Raw genomic sequence first — 19,449 nt, forward strand, 5'->3', positions numbered from 1 at the left:
AGCGGGATGTCGCAGGAGCAGCAGGACGAGCACCACACGGGGGAGCGCCGTGAGCCCGACTACCGGTTCACCCTCGCCAACGAGCGCACCTTCCTGGCCTGGATGCGCACCGGGCTGGCGCTGATCGCCTCGGCCGTGGCCCTGGATCAGTTCGCCCCCGACCTCGGATCCGACGTCTTCCGAGACGCCGCCGGCATCGTGCTGGCCGCGCTCGCCGGCGGGGTCTGCCTGGGCGGCCTGTGGCGCTGGCGCGCAGTGCAGGAGGCGATGGCCCGGGGCGGGCGGCTCAAGGTCGGCGGACTCCCCGTGCTGCTGGGCATCGGGCTGGCCGCGATCAGCATCGGTGTGCTGGTCGTGCTGCTCGTCGAGCTGCTGGGCTGAGGCCGGCCGCGATGGCCCTGGACAGCGGCCTGCAGCGGGAGCGGACCGTGCTCGCGTGGTCCCGGACCTCGCTGGCCATGTTCGCCAACGGCGGACTGGTGCTGGTCCGCCACGACCGGGCCTTCCCGATGCCGCTCGCGGTCGCCCTCGCCGGCGTCTGGGTGACCCTCGGGGTGCTGGTGCTGGCGTACTCGAGGCGACGGGGCCGGCTGGTCTCCACGCCGGACCATCGGATCCGTCCCGCTGGTACCGCGTTCACCTGTCTGGCGGTTGCGATCGCTGGACTCGCCGTGGCCTCGGCGGTGGCCCTCGTGCTGGCCTGACCTCAGGGGTGGATGCGCTGGGACCAGTCCGGGGGGACGCGCCCGGCGGGGCCCGGTGCCGACTGGTCGACCGGCCGGGACTCGGGCCCGGCGAGGACGGGGCCGTCGAAGGGCTGGCCCGTCTCGTAGTCGTAGAACCAGTCCTCACCCGGCTCGAAGCTGCGGATGACCGGGTGACCGCTGGACTCGGCGTGCGCGGTGGCGTGCTGCCCCGGGGAGGAGTCGCAGCACCCGATGTGCCCGCACTCGGCGCACCGGCGCAGGTGCACCCACCAGCCGGCCGGATCGGCGGCGTCGCACTCCACGCACCCGGTGCCGCTGGGCAGGGCGGCCACGTCGATGCCTTCGGGCAGGTGGTCCTCAGTCATGTGGGTCTCCGATCCCGGGGGTGCCGATGATCCGCAGCGCCCTCCAGTCTCCCAGACCGCCCCCGACCCGGTCAGCCCTCGAGCAGCATCAGGGTCGCCGCGGTGACCCCCACGAGCACGATCAGCGTCCGGAACACCGCGGGCGGCAGCCGGCGGCCGATGTGGGCGCCGAGGTAGCCGCCGAACACCGATCCCGCGGCCAGGAGGCCGATCGCGACCCAGTCGAGCTCGGCGAGGAACAGGAAGATCACCGAGGCCACGACGTTGGCCGACATCACCGCCAGCGTCTTCAGTGCGTTCACGATGCGCAGCTCGAGGTCGAGGCCGAACCCGAGCACGGCGACCATCATCACCCCCGAGCCGGCGCCGAAGTAGCCGCCGTACACCCCGGTGAGCGCGGCCCAGAACCCGGTGGCGGGCGACATCTGCACGCGGTCGGCGGCGTCCGGGCCGCGCCGGGCGCGCAGTCGCCTGGTCACCAGCGGCTGGACGCCGACCAGGAGGCTGGTGCCGAGGATCAGCCACGGGACGACGGCCTCGAAGACGCCTGGGTCCAGGGCCAGGAGCAGCAGTGCGCCGAGCACCGCGCCACCGGCGCACAGGACCAGGACGAGGAAGGTGATCCGCGGGTGCTCGCGCAGCTCACGGCGGTAGCCGAACGAGCCGCTGAGGCCGGCGGGGGTCATGCCGATGGTGTTCGAGGCGTTGGCCACCACCGGTGGCAGCCCCACGGCGACCAGGACCGGGAAGCTGAGCAGCGAGGCCACGCCCACCGTGGAGGTGAGCACGCCGGCACCCAGGCCGGCGGCGAGGACCGCCAGCTGCTCCGCGCCGGTCACCGGTCGTCGCGGAGCAGGGCCACGTCGCTGACCAGGACGACGTGCGCGTGCATCGCGCCGGAGGCGCCCTCGGGGTCGCCGGCGCGGATGGCCTCGGCGATCGCGCGGTGCCCGGCCAGGGAGGCACGCGGCCGCTCGGGCTGGGACAGCGACTCGATCCGGGTCTCCTTGATCAGCTCGCCGATCTCGTCCATCAGCCGGGCCAGCAGCAGGGAGTGCGCGGCGGTGGTCACGGCGCCGTGGAAGCGCTCGTCACCCTCGACGCCGCGGCCGCCCGCGTCGATGTCGGCGGCCATCGCGTCCAGGGCCTCGTCGATGCGACGCAGGTCCTCGTCGGTGCGGCGTACGGCGGCCAGGGCAGCGATCTTGGTCTCCAGCGCGTCCCGGGTCTCGATGATCTCCGGGAGGCGGTCGGCGTGCTCGCGGATCGCCTCCACGATCCGGCGCGTCCGCGGTTGGGTGACCACGGTGCCGTCGCCGTGGCGCACCGCGACCACGCCGATCACCTCGAGGGCGACCAGGGCCTGGCTCAGCGTCGCGCGGCTGACCCCGAGCCGGGTCGCGAGCTCGCGCTCCGGGGGGAGGCGGTCGCCGGGGGCGAGACCGTTCTCGGCGATCCAGGTGGTGATCTGCTCGGCCACCTGCTCGTAGAGCCGGGTGCGCACCAGTCGCTCGGGGAAGACCGGCATCGGTCGGCGCGAGGTGGAGTCCATGTGGACGAGTCTATTGACAGGTGGTCGACTGACCTATTGGCTAGGCCACTGAACCAGTGGGGTGATCGGCATCACAGACGTGCCGGCCCGGTGGCTCTGCACCGGAAGGAAGAAGCATGGGACCGGAATGGGTTTCGATCACCGCGCTGGTGGCGTTGTTCGTCATCGGCACGGTGCTGCCGATCAACATGGGGGCGCTGGCCTACGTCGCCGCCTGGCTGGTCGGGATGTACGCGCTCGACCTCGACGAGAAGGAGATCCTCGCCGGCGTCAGCGGTGACCTGATCCTCACGCTGATCGGGGTCACCTACTTGTTCGCGATCGCCAAGAACAACGGCACCGTGGACCTGATCGTGCGCAGCGCGATCAAGGCGGTCGGCGGCCGGGTGGCGCTGATCCCGTGGGTGATGTTCTTCGTCACCGCGCTGCTCACCGCCATCGGCGCGGCCAGTCCCGCGGCGTGCGCGATCATCGGCCCGATCGCCCTCGGCTTCGCGGGCAGGTACCGGATCAGCCCGCTGATGATGGGCATGATGGTGGTCCACGGCGCCCAGGCCGGCGGGTTCTCGCCGATCAGCATCTACGGCACGATCACCAACTCGGTGATGCGCGACGCCGGCCTCCCGTCCAGCGAGCTGGCAGTGTTCTTCTCCAGCCTGGTCGTGAACCTCGTCCTGGCCGCCGTGCTGTTCGTGACCCTGGGCGGGCGGGACCTGATGGCCGCCCGGCTCGACCCCGACGACCCGGACACGCTCGCCGAGGACCTGCACCGGGGCGGCGCGACCGTCCCGGCCCGCGGCATGGGTGCCAGTGCCCCGACCGGCACGCAGGCGCTCGGCGTACGCCGTGACCAGCTGCTCACCCTCGTCGCCTTCGTCGCGGTCGCGGTGATCGCGCTGGCCTTCGACAAGAACATCGGGTTCGTGGCGATCACCGCAGCCGTGGTCCTCGCGATGCTGGCTCCCAACGAGCACAAGGACGCCGTGCGGCAGATCGCCTGGCCGACCGTGCTCCTGGTCGCCGGGGTGAGCACCTACGCCGCGATCCTGACCACTGCCGAGGCGCCGGAGTTCGTCGGCAGCTGGGCCGCGGGACTGGGCGCGATCGCCATCGGCGCCCTGGTCCTGTGCTACGTCGGCGGTGTGGTCTCGGCCTTCGCCTCCTCGACCGCGCTGCTGCCGGTGATCATCCCGATCGCCGTGCCGCTGATCGCCGACGGCGGCATCAACGCCGCACTGTTCGTGGCTGCGTTGGCGGTGTCGTCGACAATCGTTGACGTGAGCCCGTTCTCCACCAACGGAGCCCTGATGCTGGCCAACAAGCCCGACACCATCGAGGAGCCGGTCTACTACAAGCAGGTCCTGACCTACAGCGTGATCGTCACCCTGGTCGGACCTCTCCTCGTCTGGGCGGCCCTCGTGCTGCCGGGGTGGTGAGCGCGATGACCGGCTCCACCGGACGCGGACCGCTCCACGACGTCCTGGTCGTGGACCTGTCCCGGGCCCTCGCCGGCCCGCACTCCACGATGATGCTCGGCGACCTCGGGGCTCGGGTGATCAAGGTCGAGGCCAAGGGGCACGGCGACGACACCCGTGGTTGGGGGCCGCCGTTCGTCGGGCCCGAGGACGACCGGCAGTCGACGTACTTCCTCTCCGCCAACCGCAACAAGGAGTCGATCACCCTCGACCTCAAGGACGAGGCCGACCGCGACGTGCTGCTGCGGCTCGTCGACCGCGCCGACGTCCTGGTGGAGAACTTCCGCACCGGCGTGCTGGACCGGTTGGGCCTGGGCTTCGAGCTGCTGCAGCAGCGCAATCCACGGCTCGTCGTGCTCTCCGTGACCGGCTTCGGCCACGACGGCCCGGAGGGTGGCCGCGCGGGCTACGACCAGATCGCCCAGGGCGAGGCCGGGCTGATGTCCCTGACCGGCTCGGGGCCCGAGGACCCGCAGCGGGTGGGCGTCCCGATCGCCGACCTGCTCGCCGGGATGTACGGCGCCTACGGGTTGCTGGCCGCGCTGCACGAGCGGGACCGCACCGGCCGCGGAACGGTGGTCCGCACCTCGCTGCTCGCCGCCACCGTCGGCGTGCACGCCTTCCAGGGCACCCGCTGGACCGTGGCCGGCGAGGTCGGCCGGGCGCAGGGAAACCACCACCCCTCGATCGCTCCCTACGGCCTGTTCCGCTGCCGCGACGGCGCCGTGCAGATCTCCGTGGGCAGCGAGGGGCTGTGGCGGAGGTTCTGCGACGGCTTTGGTCTCGACCCGGCCGTCGAGGGGCTGGCCACCAACTCCGACCGGGTCGCCAACCGGCAGCGGACCATCGAGGTGGTCGAGGGGGTCTTCGTCGACTGGGAGCCCGAGCCCCTGCTGGCGCGCCTGGCCGAGGTCGGTGTGCCCGCGGGCAAGGTGCGCAGCATCGACGAGGTCTACGACTGGGACCAGACCCGCAGCCAGGGCCTGCTGGTCGACGTCGAGCACGCCGTGCTCGGGCCGGTCACGCTCCCGGGCCCGCCGCTGCGGTTCTTCGAGGGCGACGGCACCGAGGTGACCCGGACGGGCCACCAGGCACCGCCCGTCCTCGACCAGCACGGCGATACCGTGCGCGCCTGGCTCGACGAGACCTCCCGAGAGGAGTCCTGATGGCGGAGCGGTGGTCGGCACAGGGACTGATCGACCTGGTGCTGGACGAGGGGTCGTTCCAGTCCTGGGACCAGCCCATCGACGTTCGCGGCTACTCCGAGGCCTACCGGGCCGAGCTGCGTGCGGCGTCCGAGCGGGCGGGGACCGACGAGTCGGTGCTCACCGGCCGGGGGCTGGTGCGCGGGCGCGAGGTTGCGGTCGTGGTCAACGAGTTCGCCTTCCTCGGCGGCTCCATCGGCAGGGATGCCGCGGCACGCATCGTGTCCTGCGTCCGCCGGGCGACCGCGGAGGGACTGCCGCTGCTCGCGACGACCGCCTCGGGCGGCACTCGGATGCAGGAGGGCACGCCCGCCTTCTTCACCATGGTCGACATCTCCCGCGCCGTGATGGACCACCGGGCGGCGGGGCTGCCCTACCTGGTGCACCTGCGGCACCCGACCACGGGCGGGGTCTACGCGTCCTGGGGGTCGCTGGGTCACGTCACGGTCGCCGAGCCCGGTGCGCTCGTGGGGTTCCTCGGCCCGAAGGTCTACGAGGCGCTGGAGGGAAAGCCGTTCCCCGAGGGCGTCCAAAGGGCGGAGAACCTCGCGGAGAAGGGCGTCATCGACGCCGTCGTGGCGACCGAGGACCTCCCCGCGCTGATCGACAGCACCCTGGCCGTGCTGGTCGACCCGCCGGTGCCGCCGGCGCTGCAGCCGCGGCCCTCCGGCGGCGGCACCGGCCTCGGGGTCTGGGAGTCGGTCACGCACACGCGCGACGGCTCGCGGCTCGGCGTACGCCAGCTGCTGAGGTACGGCGCCCGCCGTACCCTCGAGCTCAACGGCACCGAGGAGGGCGAGCAGGACGCCGCCGTGCTCGTGGCCCTGACCCGCCTCGACGGGCAGCCCTGCGTCCTGGTCGGACAGGACCGGCACCAGCAGACCCCGGCCACCCCGCTGGGACCGGCCGCGCTGCGCGAGGCCCGCCGCGGGATGCGGCTCGCCGAGGAGCTGGGCCTGCCACTGGTCACGGTGATCGACACCCCCGGAGCCGAGCTCTCCGCGGCCGCCGAGGAGGGCGCCGTCGCCGGCGAGATCGCCCGCTGCATCGCCGCCCTGGTGACGATGACGGTCCCGACGGTCTCGGTGATCCTCGGCCAGGGCTGCGGCGGGGGAGCGCTCGCGCTGCTCCCGGCCCGGGTCGTCCTCGCGACCGAGAACGCGTGGCTCTCCCCGCTCCCGCCCGAGGGAGCCAGCGTGATCCGCTTCGGCGACACCGAGCACGCCGCCGAGATGGCCGAGTCCCAAGGGATCGGCTCGGCCAGGCTGGTCGAGGCCGGGATCGTGCACCGCGTCGTACCCGAGCTGCCCGACGACGACGCCGAGTCCCTCGCCACCGCGGTCGCCGCCACGGTCGCGACCGAGCTGTCCCGGCTCGGGACATAAGCCCTAGGCTGGGAGGAACCCGACGACGTAGGGACGCGAGCTGACATGAACGAGATGGGCCCGCGCCACCCCGGCCATGTGGTGCTCCGCGACGGCTCCGGAGTGGTGATCCGTCAGGTCCACCGCGAGGACGCGCCGCTGCTGGCCGAGGGGTTCGCGAGGTTCAGCGAGGAGTCCCGCCGGCTTCGGTTCCTCTCCGGGAAGGCGAGGCTCAGCCAGCGCGAGCTGCGCTACTTCACCCAGGTCGACCACTACGACCACGAGGCGCTGGGCGCTGTGGACGAGGTCGACGGCCAGGCGGTCGGTATCGCCCGCTACATCCGCGACACCGAGGACCCGGAAGTCGCCGAGATCGCGGTGTCGGTGGTCGACAGCTGGCAGGGACGCGGGCTGGGCACCGAGCTCCTGACCCAGCTGATGCGGCTCGCCCGCGGCAACGGCATCCGGCGTTTCACCGCGCTCGTGGCGGCGGACAACGCGGCCATGGTCGCCGTACTCCACGACCTCGGCGGTGAGCTCCGCTCCACCCCCAACGGGGCCGGCGCCGTCGACTACACCCTCACCCCCACCCCCGAGGGCAGCGACGAGGTCGTCGACCTGATGCGTGCCTTCGCGCACGGAAAGCTCAGGGCCCCCGCACCCCTCCGCAAGGCGCTCGAGGAGCTGGTGCCGGAGCGGCTACTGCCCAGGCCACCGGATAGTCCCTGACGAATTGGTCGCCCAAACCGGACAGCGGCCCACCAGAACGTCAGGGACTACCCGGAGCGCCTCAGTAGACCAGCGGCGCGAGGTACTTCCGCGCGTACTCGCGTACGGCGTGCTCGTCGGTGACGTCGAGGCCGCCGCGGGGGTTGAGCAGGTAGGTCCAGGAGACGCGGAGCATCAGCTCGGCCACGGTGGCGAGCTCGTCGTCGGGCATGGTGGCGCCGCTGCGGCGCAGGGTGGCGACGACGCGGGACGCCGAGCCGAGGACGAGCGTGCTCTGGGAGGCGGCGCCCGCGGCGCTGACGACGTCGGGCTCGCTCTGGGCCAGCCGGGCGAGCAGCGGGATCTCGCGGGTCAGCGCCAGGCCGCGGGTGAAGCACTCCACCACGGCCTCCCGGGGAGGCAGGTCCGCGGCGACGCGGTCCAGGGCGGTCAGGAAGTCGTCGAGCTGGCGCAGCAGCACCGCCTCGAGCAGCACCTCCTTGTTGGGGTAGGCGCGGTACAGCGTGCTGCGGCTGATCCCCGCGGTGCGGGCCACGTCCTCCACGTTGGCCCGGCGGGCGCCGTACTGCTCGAAGACCTGCTGTGCGGCATCGAGGATCGCAGTGGTCACGAGAGCATCTTCTCCCCCTCGGTGAGGGGCTCCAGGGTCACGGGTACGCCGTCGCGGGGGTAGGGCAGCGCGGTGAGGTCGATCGGCCACTCGTAGCCCTCCGGCACCGACCACTTGTAGCTGCGCAGCAGCTCGTGGAAGATCGCGCGCACCTGCATCCCGGCGAAGTGCATCCCGATGCACTTGTGCACCCCCGCGCCGAACGGCTCGTAGGCCAGCCGGTGCGAGCGGTCCTCACGCCGGTCGGGCGCGAACCGGTCCGGGTCGAACCGGGTGGGGTCGGGCCACAGCTCGGGCAGGTAGTGGTTCATGTACGGCGAGACGGTGACGAACGAGCCGGCAGGGACCGCGAACCCGGCGATCTCGGTGTCCCGCGTGGCCACCCGGGGGAGCGAGGGCACCGGCGAGCACAGCCGCAGCGCCTCCTTCATCACCCGGTCGAGGACGTCGAGGCCCATGATGCCGTCGTAGTCGGTCTCGCCGACGGCGAGCGACTGCTCCCGCGCCCGCTCCTGCCACTCGGGGTGGGTGGCCAGGTGGTAGGCCATCGAGCTCATCGTGATCGTGGTGGTGTCGTGCGCGGCCATCAGCAGGAAGATCATGTGGTTGACGATGTCGTCGTCGCTGAACTGCTCGCCGTCCTCGCTCTGCGCCTGGCACAGCTGGGCGAACAGGTCGTCGCCACCGTCGCGCCGCTTGGCCGGCAGGTGCGACCGGAAGAAGTCCTCGAGGAACCTGCGTGCCCGCAGCCCCTTGGCCCACGGGGTGCCGGGGATGTTCTTGCGCACCAGCGAGGTGCCCGCGCGGACCGCGGCGATGAACGCCTTGTTCACCTCCCGCTGCTCCTCGGCGCTCAGCTTCACGCCCACGAAGGTCTCCAGCGCGAGGTCGAGGGTGAGCTCCTTGAACATGTGGTGCAGGCGCGGGTTCTCCACGTCCTTCCACGTCTCGAGGTTCCGGCGCACGTGCGGGGCCATCACCGCGTGATAGCTGCGCAGGGCGTCGTTGGTGAACGCGTGCTGCAGGATCCGGCGGTGGTGCAGGTGCTCGTCGAAGTCGAGCAGCATGATCCCGCGGTGGAAGAACGGCCCGATGAAGTGCGACCACGCCGGCCCGTTCGCGAAGGTGCGGTCGCGGTTGACCAGCACCTGCTCGGCCATGTCGGCCCCCGCGGTGACGAAGACCCTCACGCCGAACACGTTGAGCCGGTAGACCTCGCCGTACGACTCCCGCAGGAACTCGTTGTGCCCGATCGGGTTCGCCCGCAGCTGGAGCAGGTGCGGGATGCCGAGCAGCGGCCCGCGGACCTTCCGCGGGGCGGTGGGTGTCGTCGTAGTCATCCGGTGGTGACCTCCGGGTCTGAGGATGCGGCCTCGCACAGAGGCGTTGGAATGATGAGACAAATCTGTTTCAATGTATCACCATGACCTCTCTCCAGCACGCCGCCGCAGCCACGGACGAGCCCCTCCCGCTCGGCCCGGAGTCGCTGACCTGGAGGTACTTCGCCGACAACCGGCAGGTGCTCCTCGGGCCCCGCGCGGCCGTGCTGCAGAACATGCTCCCCTCGCTGGGGCAGGGGGTGGAGGACCACTCCGTGTGGTTCGCGGAGACCCTGGCCCGGCTGCAGCGCAGCATCCCGCCGATCTTCAACACCGTCTACGGCGCCGACCCGGAGTCCAGCGGCCACGAGGTGCGCGACTTCCACCGCCCGATCAAGGGCAAGCTCCCCGACGGCTCCCCCTACAGCGCGCTGAACCCGGACACCTACTACTGGGCGCACGCCTGCTTCGTCGAGCACCTGATCACCGCGACCGACACCTTCATCCGGCGCCTCAGCCGCGCGGACAAGGAGCAGATCTTCGCCGAGTCGATCACCTGGTTCGAGCGGTACGGCGTCTCCTCCCGCGGCACGCCCTCGACGTACGCCGAGTTCGAGGCCTACTTCGAGCAGGCGCTGAGCGAGCGACTCGTCGCCCACCGCACCGCGTCCTACGGCGTGGGCTACGCGACCAAGGGCTGGCCCAGGCCCGCGAAGGTGCCCAAGCCGGTGTGGTGGCTGGTCAAGCGGCCGGTCAACGCGGTCAGCGCCTCGATCACCATCGGCGGGATGCCGCCGCGTGGCCGGGAGATCCTCGGGCTGCCGTGGACCGAGGCGCAGGAGCGGCGCTACCGCCGGTTCGCTGCGGTGTGCCGCGCCCTCGACCCGCTCTACCGCCGGCTCCCCGCCCGGCGCCGGATGCACCCGATCGCCCTGCGCGCCTTCAGGCGGGCGGGCGCCAGCGCCTGAGGTCCGGTCGCACGCCGAGCAGACAGCGGCCCCGGCAGGTAGAAAGGGTGCATGGCTGATCGTTCTCCCCTGGGACTGCTCGACACCGACTCGTTGATCAGCGAGGAGGACCGCGCGATCCAGCAGACCGTCCGGCGGTTCGTCGACGAGCGGATCCGGCCCGACATCGCGGAGTGGTACGAGCACGGCAGCACGCCGGTGCGCGAGCTGGCCCGCGAGCTCGGGTCGATCGGGGCGCTGGGCATGCACCTCGAGGGCTACGGCTGCGCCGGCACCAGCACGACGGCCTACGGCCTGGCCTGCCTGGAGGTCGAGGCCGGGGACTCCGGGATCCGCTCGCTGGTCTCGGTCCAGGGCAGCCTGGCGATGTATGCCATCCACGCCCACGGCTCGGAGGAGCAGCGCCAGCAGTGGCTCCCGGAGATGGCCAAGGGGGAGAAGATCGGCTGCTTCGGGCTGACCGAGTCCGACTTCGGGTCCAACCCGGCCGGGATGCGTACGCGTGCGAGGCGCGACGGGTCGGGGGAGAACGCCGACTGGATCCTCGACGGCACCAAGATGTGGATCACCAACGGCTCGGTCGCCGACGTCGCAGTGGTCTGGGCCCGGGTCGACGGGACTGGGCCCGACGCCGGGATCCGGGGGTTCGTCGTACCCACGGACGCTCCGGGCTTCTCCGCCCCGGAGATCAAGCAGAAGCTGTCCATGCGGGCCTCGGTGACCAGCGAGCTCGTGCTCGACGGCGTCCGCCTGCCCGCGGACGCCGTGCTGCCGAACGTCACCGGGCTGCGGGGTCCGCTCAGCTGTCTGACCGAGGCCCGGTTCGGGATCATCTTCGGCTCGGTCGGTGCGGCCCGCGACTGCCTGGAGGCGACCCTGCGCTACGCCGCCGAGCGCGAGATCTTCGACAAACCGCTGGGCGGCTTCCAGCTCACCCAGGCCAAGCTCGCCGACATGACCGTGGAGCTGGGCAAGGCGATGCTGCTCGCGCTGCACCTCGGCCGGCTCAAGGACGAGGGCCGGATCACCCCCGAGCAGGTCAGCTTCGGCAAGCTGAACAACATCCGTGAGGCGCTCGCGATCGCCCGCGAGTGCCGCACGATCCTCGGCGCCGCCGGGATCACCCTGGAGTGGCCGATGCTGCGCCACGCCAACAACCTCGAGTCGGTGCTCACCTACGAGGGGACCTCCGAGGTCCACCAGCTCGTGCTCGGCAAGGCGCTGACCGGCCAGGACGCCTTCCGCTGAGCTGCGCGAACGCGCAACGAGTCCCAGGTCACACGTCGCGGAGTTCCCGCAAATGCGGGAGACAGGGGCGCAGTGCCCTACAGTTCAACCACAAGGGTCGTCCAGTCTTGCCTCGACCCTGATGCGTGTTGCAGCTCCACGGACCTTCGGGCACCAGTGCTCCACGACGCCCAGTCTTCACGACGAGAACCTCGACGTGACTGTGGCGAGACATTCACACAGTTAGCGATACCAATTCCCTTGTCTACATCCTTCATCGAGCTCGGCGTACCCGCAGGGCTCAGCGACATCCTCACCTCCCAGGGCATCACCGAGCCGACCCCCATCCAGGCGGCGACGCTGCCTGACTCGATCGCGGGTCGCGACGTCCTCGGGCGTGGCCGCACCGGCTCCGGCAAGACGCTCGCCTTCCTGCTGCCGATGATCGCCCGGCTCGAGAAGTCCGGCGCCCGTCGTACGCCGAAGCGCCCGCGCGCCCTGATCCTCGCCCCCACTCGGGAGCTGGTCACCCAGATCACCGCAGCCCTCGAGCCGCTGGCCAAGGTCAACGGTCTCAAGACCCGCACCGTGTTCGGTGGGGTCGGCCAGGGCCCGCAGGTGCAGGCTCTGCGAGCCGGTGTCGACGTGCTGATCGCCTGCCCGGGACGCCTCGAGGACCTGATCCAGCAAGGTGCCTGCGACCTGGGCGCCGTCGAGGTCACCATCCTCGACGAGGCCGACCACATGGCCGACCTGGGCTTCCTGCCCGCCGTACGCCGCATCCTGGAGAAGACGCCCGGCAACGGGCAGCGGATGCTGTTCTCGGCCACCCTCGACGCCGGCGTCAACGTCCTGGTCAAGAAGTTCCTGAGCAACCCGGCCACGCACGAGGCCGACTCCGCCCAGTCGCCGGTCGCGAAGATGGACCACCACGTCCTGCACGTGCACCGCGACCAGCGCGTGCCCGTGCTCGTCGACCTGACCAGCGCGCCCGGCCGCACGATCGTGTTCACCCGCACCAAGCACGGCGCGAAGGCGCTCGCCCGGCAGCTGAACTCTCGCGGCGTGCCCACGGTGGAGCTGCACGGCAACCTCGCGCAGAACGCCCGCACCCGCAACATGGAGGCGTTCCAGTCGGGCAAGGCCAGCACCCTCGTGGCCACCGACATCGCCGCGCGCGGCATCCACGTGGACGACGTGGCCCTCGTGGTCCACGCCGACCCGCCCGCCGAGCACAAGGCCTACCTGCACCGCTCCGGTCGCACGGCCCGCGCCGGTGCCGCCGGCACGGTCATCACGATGATGACCGACCAGCAGGTCAACGACGTGCGCACGCTGACGCGTGCCGCCGGCATCAAGCCGACCACCACCAAGGTCTCGGGTCCCGAGCACGCGCTGCTGCGCCAGCTCGCTCCCGGCGAGCGGGTCCTCGTCGCCGGCGGATTGCCCGACGAGCGTCCCGTCCAGTCCAGTAACTCCGGTGGCGGCGGTCGTCGCAGCGGTGGCGGTGGCGGCGGTGGCCGCGGCCGCTCGCAGGGCCAGCCGCGCTCCGGTGGCCAGGGTGGCCGCTCCGGCGGCCAGGGCGGCCAGAGCGGTCGCTCCGGCGGTCGCCGTGGCGGCTCTGGCTCGTCCGTGGCCTACTCCTCGAGCAGCTCCTCGAGCAGCTCCTCGGGCAGCTCCTCGGGCAGCAGCCACAGCGCAGCAGGGTTCAGCGGCCGCACGCGCTGATCCCCCCAGAACCCACCGAGGCGGCTCGCCCGTCCGACGCTCTCGCCAGCGATCGGACGCGAGCCGCCTCGGTGTCTTTGTGTCCGTGTCACCCTGTGGCGCATGGACATCCTGACCCCGCGTGACGTGCCGCTCGGCGGTCTGCGTGCGATGAACGTGCGGCGCACGCTCCCGCAGCGCCAGCGCTCGCTGATCGGCGCCTGGTGCTTCCTGGACCACTACGGTCCCGACGAGGTCCCTTCGACCGGCTCGCGGGAAGCGCCTGAGGGCGGGATGGTGGTGCCTCCGCACCCGCACACCGGCCTGCAGACCGTGAGCTGGCTGTTCACCGGTGAGATCGAGCACCGGGACTCCGCGGGGCACCACGCGACGGTGCGCCCCGGCGAGCTCAACCTGATGACCGCCGGACGCGGGATCAGCCACAGCGAGTACTCCACGCCCGAGACCACCATCCTGCACGGAGCCCAGCTGTGGCTGGCCCTGCCCGACGCGCACCGGCAGGTGGATCCCGCCTTCGAGCACCACGCGCCGGAGCCGGTCAGTGGCGAGGGCTGGGAGGCACGCGTGTTCATCGGCTCGCTGCTGGGGTCCGCCTCCCCGGTGCGGACGTTCAGCCCGTTGCTCGGGGCGGAGCTCACCCTGGACGTCGGTACGACGTTGCAGGTGCCGGTCGACCCGGCGTACGAGCTGGGCGTGCTCGTGGACCACGGCAACGTGAGCGTCGACGGCGAGCCGCTGGGCGCCCACGAGCTCGGCTTCCTGGCGCCCGGGCAGGACTCGATCGAGCTCAGCGCCACTGAGCCGACCAGGCTGCTGCTCATCGGCGGGCCGCCGTTCGGCGAGCGGATCGTGATGTGGTGGAACTACATCGGCCGCGACCACGACGAGGTGGTCGGCTACCGGGCCGACTGGGAGCGTCTCCTCGACGAGGGCGCCAGCGACAGGTTCTCCCTGCCGGAGGACGACCCCCTCGAGGCGCTGCACTCCCCGCCCCTGCCCAACGCCCGGATGGTCCAGCGCGGTCCCTGAGGTGTAACGCGATCGGGGTCTGCGACCACAATCAGGCATGACGACCGTTGCCGGTCTCGCCGAGATCGGACGAGACCCGGATGCCCTGGAGGCGTTCTACCGCGAACACCTGGAGGCGGTGCAGCGCTTCGTGGCCAGGCGGGTGGAGACTCCCGAGGACGCTGCCGACCTGACCGCCGAGGTGTTCCTGGCCGCCATCGCCGCGAGCCGCAGCTACCGGGGAGACGCGGTCCCGAGGGCCTGGCTCTACGGCATCGCGCGCCGCGTGGTGGCCAGCCACCACCGGTCCGCGGCCCGGGCCGTGCGCGCCGCGGGGCGGCTCGAGGCCCGCGAGCTGCTCGACGAGGAGGCGACCGACCGGATCATCGCCCGCATCGACGGCCAGCGCGAGGCCCGTGCGGTCTACCGGTCCCTCTCCTCGCTCCCGGAGCGTCAGCGGCGCGTCGTGGAGCTGGTCGCGCTCGACGGGCTGTCGCTGGTGGAGGCCGCCACCGCCCTGGGCATCTCGCCCGGCAACGCCCGGGTGCACTACCACCGTGCCCGGCGACGCCTCGCCGGAGTCCTGACCCATCCCCTGGCCGACCTGCACGAGGTGACTCCATGAACGCTCCGCTCGACTCCTTCGAGACCGCCCTTCTGAGCCGGCTGCGCGAGCACGTGGAGCAGCCGCCTCCGCGACCCGCACGCGCCCTGCGACCCCGACTGGTGCTGATCGGATCCGGCGCCGTGGCAGCCGCAGCGGCGCTGGTCGTGGTGCTTCCGGGCCTAGGGCAGACCCCGGCGTACTCGGTGCTCGAGGGCAACTCCGGCACGATCACCGTCGAGGTGCGACGGCTCGAGGACGCTGGGGGGCTCGAGGCCGCGCTCCGGGAGCACGGCGTCGCCGCGGACGTCACCTACGTGCCCGGGCACCAGGAGTGCGCACCCGGCCGGTACGCCCCCGTGGACCGAAGGCTCTCCGGCATGGGCGTGACGATGGGCTCCGAGCTCCTCAGGGTGACCCTGCCGCCGGGCACGGTCCGCGACGGGGAGACCTTCGTGATGGCCGTCTCGGGTGAGCCCCTCCCGCCGTCGGGCGAGGAGTCCGGGGCCAGCGGCACGGATCTCGGCGGCTTCAGCGGCTGGACGGAGTTCGACGTGACTGCCGGTCCGGTCAAGCCGTGCACGGTGGTCCCCGGCGACTCCTACTAGCGGGAACCGCGGAGCCGGGCTGTGTTGCCGCGGCACCCTAGGCTCGGTTCGTGACCGATGACCAGCTGAGCCAGACCCGCCCCACGCTCGCCGACCTCGCCTCCCGCGGTCCCGTCGTGGTCGACGGCGGCATGGGGACGCTGCTGCAGGACCTCGGGCTCGACGACGGCGGCTCCGGTGAGCTGTGGAACGTGGAGCGCCCGGACGACGTGCGCGGGGCCCACCGCGCGTACGCCGAGGCCGGGGCGCGGATCCTCACCACGAACACCTTCGGCGGGACCCGTCCGAGGCTGGACATGCACGGGCTGGGGGACCGGGTGCACGAGCTGAACGAAGCGGGGGCACGGATCGCCCGCGAGGTCGCCGAGCAGTACGGCGCCCTGGTCGCGGGTGGCCTGGGTCCCACCGGCGAGCTGATGGCCCCGCTCGGCACGATGGACGGGCTGACCGCGCAGGCGCTCTTCGCCGAGCAGCTCGAGGGGCTCCGTGCCGGCGGCATCGACCTGGTGCTGATCGAGACGATGAGCGACCTGGCCGAGGCCGAGGCAGCCGTGGCTGCGGCACACGAGGTCGTCCCCGGGCTCCCGGTGGTCGCCACGATGAGCTTCGACACCAACCTGCGCACGATGATGGGCGTCCGGCCCGCGGAGGCCGTGGTCGCCCTGGCCGCGGCGGGAGCCGATGCGGTCGGCGCCAACTGCGGCCGCGGACCCGCCGAGATGGCCGCGATCGCCGCCGAGATGGTCGCGGCGCGGCCCGAGGGGCTGCTGCTCGTGGCGCAGTCCAACGCCGGGCTGCCGCAGGTCGTCGGTGACCACTTCGAGTACGACGCGTCGCCGGACGACCTCGCCGCCCACGCAGCCGAGCTGCGCGACCTCGGGGTGGACCTGATCGGTGCCTGCTGCGGGTCCACCCCCGCACACATCAGTGCCATCAGCCGGGCGATCGGCCGAGGGCGGGGATGAGCCAGGGGCCCGTCGTGGGTGAGGACGGGGTCGCACGCTGCCCCTGGGCGAGCCGGCCCGGCACGATGCGCGACTACCACGACACCGAGTGGGGGGTGCGCGTCCGCGGCGAGCGGGGCCTGTTCGAGCGGCTCAGCCTCGAGGGCTTCCAGGCGGGGCTGTCCTGGTCCACGATCCTGAACAAGCGCGACCGGTTCCGCGAGGTGTTCCACGACTTCGACGTCGACACGGTCGCCGCGATGACCGACGCCGACCTCGACCGGCTGATGCAGGACACCGGGATCGTGCGCAACCGCGCCAAGATCCTGGCCACCCGCAAGAACGCCGCCGCTGCCATCACGCTGCGTGCGGACGGCGGGCTGGAGGCGTTCCTCGACGGCTACGCCCCCGAGCACGACCCCGAGCCGCACGTCGCCGCGGAGGTCCCGACGCTCTCGGCGGAGTCGACGGCGCTGTCGAAGGCCCTGCGCAAGCGTGGGTTCGGCTTCGTAGGGCCGACCACCGTGCACGCGCTGATGGAGGCCACCGGGATGGTGGACACCCACCTCGTCGGCTGCCACCGCAGGGGCATCGCCCGGTGACGCCCGAGGACGAGGCCCGTCGCCGCCGCGAAACGCCCCGGCGACGGGCTACGGTTCGGCCCATGCCCGACGTCGCAGCGGCCTCGCAGTCCCGTGTCCACGCCTTCGGTGACGACGCCCTCGGCGAGCACGACGCCGTCGGCCTCGCCGAGGAGATCCGCTCCGGCAGGGTCTCCCGCCAGGAGGCGGTCGAGGCGTCGATCGCGCGTACGACGCTGCTCGACCCGGATCTCCACGGCCTGGCGGTCGACCGGTTCGGCGCCGCGAGGACCGAGGCCGCGGCCCCGCACGGCGGCTTCTTCGCCGGCCAGCCCAGCTTCGTCAAGGACAACAGCGACGTGGCCGGACTGCCGACGCAGCAGGGCACCCGCGCCTACGTGGCCGAGCCGGCCCGCGCCGACGGGGACTTCGCACGGATGTACGGCCTGATCGGGACCACCACGCTGGGCAAGACCCGGCTCTCGGAGTACGGCTTCAGCGCGAGCGCCGAGTTCGTCGAGGACCCGCCGGTGCGCAACCCGTGGCAGACCGGGCACACCTCGGGGGCGTCCTCGGCCGGGTCGGCGGCCTTCGTGGCAGCCGGTGCGGTGACGATCGCGCACGCCAACGACGGTGGCGGGTCGATCCGGATCCCGGCCGCCTGCTGCGGGCTGGTGGGCCTCAAGCCCACCCGGGGCCGCGTCCCCGGTGACCGGTCGAACCGCGAGATGCCGGTCAAGATCGTCCACGACGGCGTGGTGACCCGCTCGGTGCGCGACACCGCCGCCTTCCTGCGCGAGTCCGAGCGCGTCTACCGCGACGTGGGCCTCCCGCCGGTGGGCGACGTCACGGGCCCGGGCAGGAAGCGCCTGCGGGTCGCCCTGGTCACCGACTCGATCGGGGGCCGGACCACCGACGAGGAGACCACCGCTGCGGTGCTGCACACCGCGTCCCTCCTCGAGGGCCTCGGGCACACGATCGAGCCGGTCCCGGCCCCGGTGCCCGCCAGCTTCGAGGACGACTTCCTGCTCTACTGGAGCTCGCTCGCGCTCGCGCTGAGCAGCACCGGCAAGCAGCGGTTCAATCGCAGCTACGACCGCAGCCGCAACGACAACCTCACCAAGGGCCTGGCCCGGCACGCGCTGCGGAACTCCCTGAAGCTGCCGCGGGCGATCGTGCGGCTGAACAGGTCCTACCGCACCAGCCGCCGGTTCTTCGCCGAACACGACGTGGTCCTGACCCCGACGCTCGCGCGGGTGACTCCCGAGCTCGGCTGGCTGGACCCCTCCCAGCCCTACGAGACGATCATCGAGCACCTGCTGGAGTGGGTCTGCTTCACGCCGCTGCAGAACGCCACCGGAGACCCCGCGATCTCGCTGCCGATGGGCCGGTCCTCGAAGGGACTCCCGATCGGCGTACAGCTGGCAGCCGAGCGGGGGCGCGACCGCCGCCTGCTGCAGGTCGCCTACGAGCTCGAGGCCGCCCAGCCGTTCGCGAGGATCCAGGACCGGGCCTGAGGCGGGGCCGACCATGACCCGGGTGAGCCGCCGAGGTGTCCTCCTGGGCGGGGGAGCCGGGGTGGCAGGGCTCGGAGGACTGGCGCTCGCGGTGGAGCGGGGCGTGGCTCCGGGCAGGCCCTGGGTGCAGGACCGGCTCGGGCTCAACGGGGAGCCGGGCCGGGTGCCGGCCGTCTCCTCCGGGGAGGTCGTCACCGGGTCGTTCGTCTCCAGGGCACGCGGTGGCGTGCCGACCGGGTGGGCGATCGTCCGGCCTCCGTCGGTGCCCGCGGACGGGCCGCTTCCGGTGCTCGTGGTGATGCACGGCCTCGGCGGTGACCACCGCACTGCCCTCGCTCCGCGCCTGGGCCTGGACCGCTTCCTCACGGCCGGGGTACGGCGCAAGGATCGACCCGGGGAGCGGGGTGCCCTCCCGCCGTTCGCCATCGCGTCCGTCGACGGCGGGCGGAGCTACTGGCACCGGCGGCCCGACGGCGAGGACGCCGGCGCCATGGTCCTCGAGGAGCTCGTGCCACTCCTGGCCCGGCACGGGCTGGAGACCGGCCGGATCGGCCTCCTGGGCTGGTCCATGGGCGGGTACGCCGCCCTGCGGCTCGGCGCCGTCCTGGGCCCGGAACGGTGCGCCGTGGTGGTCGCGGCGAGCCCGGCGCTGTGGACCGACGGCGCCGGCGCCTCCAGGTCGGGGTTCCGCGACGCCGAGGAGTACGCCGAGTTCAGCGTCTTCGGTCACCAGGACGAGCTCGCCGGCATCCCGGTCCGGATCGACTGCGGGACCGGCGACCCGTTCTACCCGGCCACGAGGAGCTACGTCGCCGGGTTCTCCGAGCGGCCGGACCTCCGGGTCAGGTTCCAGCGGGGCGCCCACGACCTGGCCTACTGGCGCCGGATCGCCCCGGCGCAGCTGCGGTTCGCCGGGCGCCACCTCGCCGGGTAGCGCC

21 protein-coding genes are annotated in these 19,449 nt (G+C 72.4%); 16 read left to right on the forward strand and 5 right to left on the reverse strand.

Annotated elements, in window-relative coordinates:
• Positions 1 to 6 precede the first annotated feature (6 nt).
• Both AC4BGC_RS01045 and AC4BGC_RS01050 read left to right on the forward strand, forming a co-directional pair.
• On the forward strand, positions 7 to 381 hold the full coding sequence (locus AC4BGC_RS01045) for a YidH family protein (protein ID WP_490546597.1): 375 nt from the start codon (positions 7 to 9) through the stop codon (positions 379 to 381).
• Between the two features lie 11 nt (positions 382 to 392).
• The gene (locus AC4BGC_RS01050; protein WP_490553982.1) at positions 393 to 704 is read left to right on the forward strand and encodes a DUF202 domain-containing protein; all 312 of its coding nucleotides are present in this window, start codon (positions 393 to 395) and stop codon (positions 702 to 704) included.
• 2 nt (positions 705 to 706) lie between these two features.
• On the opposite strand, the gene AC4BGC_RS01055 is transcribed toward AC4BGC_RS01050, so the two are convergent.
• The 3 genes from AC4BGC_RS01055 to AC4BGC_RS01065 all read right to left on the reverse strand — a co-directional run bounded on the left by AC4BGC_RS01055 (position 707) and on the right by AC4BGC_RS01065 (position 2,624).
• The gene (locus AC4BGC_RS01055; RefSeq protein WP_490553983.1) at positions 707 to 1,072 is read right to left on the reverse strand and encodes a UBP-type zinc finger domain-containing protein; all 366 of its coding nucleotides are present in this window, start codon (positions 1,070 to 1,072) and stop codon (positions 707 to 709) included.
• Positions 1,073 to 1,143: 71 nt separating this feature from the next.
• Positions 1,144 to 1,911 (reverse strand): sulfite exporter TauE/SafE family protein, encoded by a 768-nt coding sequence (locus AC4BGC_RS01060; protein WP_490553984.1) that lies wholly within the window; start codon positions 1,909 to 1,911, stop codon positions 1,144 to 1,146.
• Positions 1,908 to 2,624, reverse strand: a complete 717-nt coding sequence (locus tag AC4BGC_RS01065; RefSeq protein ID WP_490546593.1) for a FadR/GntR family transcriptional regulator — start codon at positions 2,622 to 2,624, stop codon at positions 1,908 to 1,910. The genes AC4BGC_RS01060 and AC4BGC_RS01065 overlap by 4 nt, the downstream gene beginning before the upstream one ends.
• Positions 2,625 to 2,740: 116 nt before the next feature.
• On the opposite strand from AC4BGC_RS01065, the gene AC4BGC_RS01070 reads away from it, so the two are divergent.
• The 4 genes from AC4BGC_RS01070 to AC4BGC_RS01085 are packed head-to-tail and all read left to right on the forward strand — an operon-like array spanning position 2,741 to position 7,397.
• Positions 2,741 to 4,060, forward strand: coding sequence for an SLC13 family permease (locus AC4BGC_RS01070; RefSeq protein WP_490553985.1), 1,320 nt, complete (start codon positions 2,741 to 2,743; stop codon positions 4,058 to 4,060).
• A 5-nt stretch (positions 4,061 to 4,065) separates the two neighbouring features.
• On the forward strand, positions 4,066 to 5,265 hold the full coding sequence (locus AC4BGC_RS01075) for a CaiB/BaiF CoA transferase family protein (protein WP_490553986.1): 1,200 nt from the start codon (positions 4,066 to 4,068) through the stop codon (positions 5,263 to 5,265).
• Complete coding sequence (locus AC4BGC_RS01080; protein ID WP_490546590.1) at positions 5,265 to 6,689, forward strand: carboxyl transferase domain-containing protein; 1,425 nt, start codon at positions 5,265 to 5,267, stop codon at positions 6,687 to 6,689. The genes AC4BGC_RS01075 and AC4BGC_RS01080 overlap by 1 nt, the downstream gene beginning before the upstream one ends.
• A gap of 45 nt (positions 6,690 to 6,734) precedes the next feature.
• On the forward strand, positions 6,735 to 7,397 hold the full coding sequence (locus AC4BGC_RS01085) for a GNAT family N-acetyltransferase (protein WP_490553987.1): 663 nt from the start codon (positions 6,735 to 6,737) through the stop codon (positions 7,395 to 7,397).
• Between the two features lie 61 nt (positions 7,398 to 7,458).
• Here AC4BGC_RS01085 and AC4BGC_RS01090 read toward each other — a convergent pair whose 3' ends face one another.
• Entirely contained in the window at positions 7,459 to 8,007 is a 549-nt protein-coding gene (locus AC4BGC_RS01090; RefSeq protein WP_490546588.1) for a TetR/AcrR family transcriptional regulator, read from the reverse strand.
• Complete coding sequence (locus AC4BGC_RS01095; protein WP_490553988.1) at positions 8,004 to 9,347, reverse strand: cytochrome P450; 1,344 nt, start codon at positions 9,345 to 9,347, stop codon at positions 8,004 to 8,006. The genes AC4BGC_RS01090 and AC4BGC_RS01095 overlap by 4 nt, the downstream gene beginning before the upstream one ends.
• An 83-nt stretch (positions 9,348 to 9,430) precedes the next feature.
• Here AC4BGC_RS01095 and AC4BGC_RS01100 point away from each other — a divergent pair, with 83 nt between their 5' ends.
• The 10 genes from AC4BGC_RS01100 (at position 9,431) to AC4BGC_RS01145 (ending at position 19,445) form a co-directional block, all read left to right on the forward strand.
• A complete protein-coding gene (locus tag AC4BGC_RS01100) occupies positions 9,431 to 10,294 on the forward strand; it encodes an oxygenase MpaB family protein (protein WP_490553989.1) in 864 nt (287 codons plus the stop codon).
• A gap of 51 nt (positions 10,295 to 10,345) precedes the next feature.
• Positions 10,346 to 11,542 (forward strand): acyl-CoA dehydrogenase family protein, encoded by a 1,197-nt coding sequence (locus tag AC4BGC_RS01105; protein ID WP_490553990.1) that lies wholly within the window; start codon positions 10,346 to 10,348, stop codon positions 11,540 to 11,542.
• Between the two features lie 240 nt (positions 11,543 to 11,782).
• Positions 11,783 to 13,249 (forward strand): DEAD/DEAH box helicase, encoded by a 1,467-nt coding sequence (locus AC4BGC_RS01110; protein ID WP_490553991.1) that lies wholly within the window; start codon positions 11,783 to 11,785, stop codon positions 13,247 to 13,249.
• A gap of 102 nt (positions 13,250 to 13,351) precedes the next feature.
• Positions 13,352 to 14,278 (forward strand): pirin family protein, encoded by a 927-nt coding sequence (locus tag AC4BGC_RS01115; protein ID WP_490553992.1) that lies wholly within the window; start codon positions 13,352 to 13,354, stop codon positions 14,276 to 14,278.
• A gap of 37 nt (positions 14,279 to 14,315) precedes the next feature.
• Positions 14,316 to 14,882, forward strand: coding sequence for an RNA polymerase sigma factor (locus AC4BGC_RS01120; protein ID WP_490553993.1), 567 nt, complete (start codon positions 14,316 to 14,318; stop codon positions 14,880 to 14,882).
• Complete coding sequence (locus tag AC4BGC_RS01125) at positions 14,879 to 15,469, forward strand: hypothetical protein (RefSeq protein ID WP_490553994.1); 591 nt, start codon at positions 14,879 to 14,881, stop codon at positions 15,467 to 15,469. Before AC4BGC_RS01120 ends, AC4BGC_RS01125 begins: the two co-directional genes overlap by 4 nt.
• 50 nt (positions 15,470 to 15,519) lie before the next feature.
• Positions 15,520 to 16,434, forward strand: coding sequence for a homocysteine S-methyltransferase family protein (locus tag AC4BGC_RS01130; RefSeq protein WP_490553995.1), 915 nt, complete (start codon positions 15,520 to 15,522; stop codon positions 16,432 to 16,434).
• The gene (locus AC4BGC_RS01135; protein WP_490553996.1) at positions 16,431 to 17,015 is read left to right on the forward strand and encodes a DNA-3-methyladenine glycosylase I; all 585 of its coding nucleotides are present in this window, start codon (positions 16,431 to 16,433) and stop codon (positions 17,013 to 17,015) included. Before AC4BGC_RS01130 ends, AC4BGC_RS01135 begins: the two co-directional genes overlap by 4 nt.
• A gap of 62 nt (positions 17,016 to 17,077) precedes the next feature.
• Complete coding sequence (locus tag AC4BGC_RS01140; protein ID WP_490553997.1) at positions 17,078 to 18,511, forward strand: amidase; 1,434 nt, start codon at positions 17,078 to 17,080, stop codon at positions 18,509 to 18,511.
• Positions 18,512 to 18,524: 13 nt separating this feature from the next.
• Positions 18,525 to 19,445, forward strand: a complete 921-nt coding sequence (locus AC4BGC_RS01145; RefSeq protein ID WP_490553998.1) for an alpha/beta hydrolase — start codon at positions 18,525 to 18,527, stop codon at positions 19,443 to 19,445.
• The last annotated feature ends 4 nt before the right edge of the window (positions 19,446 to 19,449 follow it).

The sequence above is a fragment of the Nocardioides sp. Z38_18 genome, from assembly GCF_058215695.1.

Excerpts from the sequence above, each read along its gene's own strand:
- AC4BGC_RS01135 (WP_490553996.1), top strand. The coding sequence starts at position 16,431 with ATGAGCCAGGGGCCCGTCGTGGGTGAGGACGGGGTCGCACGCTGCCCC.
- AC4BGC_RS01125 (WP_490553994.1), top strand. The coding sequence starts at position 14,879 with ATGAACGCTCCGCTCGACTCCTTCGAGACCGCCCTTCTGAGCCGGCTG.
- AC4BGC_RS01075 (WP_490553986.1), top strand. The coding sequence starts at position 4,066 with ATGACCGGCTCCACCGGACGCGGACCGCTCCACGACGTCCTGGTCGTG.
- AC4BGC_RS01085 (WP_490553987.1), top strand. The coding sequence starts at position 6,735 with ATGAACGAGATGGGCCCGCGCCACCCCGGCCATGTGGTGCTCCGCGAC.
- AC4BGC_RS01070 (WP_490553985.1), top strand. The coding sequence starts at position 2,741 with ATGGGACCGGAATGGGTTTCGATCACCGCGCTGGTGGCGTTGTTCGTC.
- AC4BGC_RS01045 (WP_490546597.1), top strand. The coding sequence starts at position 7 with ATGTCGCAGGAGCAGCAGGACGAGCACCACACGGGGGAGCGCCGTGAG.
- AC4BGC_RS01140 (WP_490553997.1), top strand. The coding sequence starts at position 17,078 with ATGCCCGACGTCGCAGCGGCCTCGCAGTCCCGTGTCCACGCCTTCGGT.
- AC4BGC_RS01080 (WP_490546590.1), top strand. The coding sequence starts at position 5,265 with ATGGCGGAGCGGTGGTCGGCACAGGGACTGATCGACCTGGTGCTGGAC.
- AC4BGC_RS01055 (WP_490553983.1), bottom strand. The coding sequence starts at position 1,072 with ATGACTGAGGACCACCTGCCCGAAGGCATCGACGTGGCCGCCCTGCCC.
- AC4BGC_RS01050 (WP_490553982.1), top strand. The coding sequence starts at position 393 with ATGGCCCTGGACAGCGGCCTGCAGCGGGAGCGGACCGTGCTCGCGTGG.
- AC4BGC_RS01145 (WP_490553998.1), top strand. The coding sequence starts at position 18,525 with ATGACCCGGGTGAGCCGCCGAGGTGTCCTCCTGGGCGGGGGAGCCGGG.
- AC4BGC_RS01120 (WP_490553993.1), top strand. The coding sequence starts at position 14,316 with ATGACGACCGTTGCCGGTCTCGCCGAGATCGGACGAGACCCGGATGCC.
- AC4BGC_RS01065 (WP_490546593.1), bottom strand. The coding sequence starts at position 2,624 with ATGGACTCCACCTCGCGCCGACCGATGCCGGTCTTCCCCGAGCGACTG.
- AC4BGC_RS01095 (WP_490553988.1), bottom strand. The coding sequence starts at position 9,347 with ATGACTACGACGACACCCACCGCCCCGCGGAAGGTCCGCGGGCCGCTG.
- AC4BGC_RS01115 (WP_490553992.1), top strand. The coding sequence starts at position 13,352 with ATGGACATCCTGACCCCGCGTGACGTGCCGCTCGGCGGTCTGCGTGCG.
- AC4BGC_RS01100 (WP_490553989.1), top strand. The coding sequence starts at position 9,431 with ATGACCTCTCTCCAGCACGCCGCCGCAGCCACGGACGAGCCCCTCCCG.
- AC4BGC_RS01105 (WP_490553990.1), top strand. The coding sequence starts at position 10,346 with ATGGCTGATCGTTCTCCCCTGGGACTGCTCGACACCGACTCGTTGATC.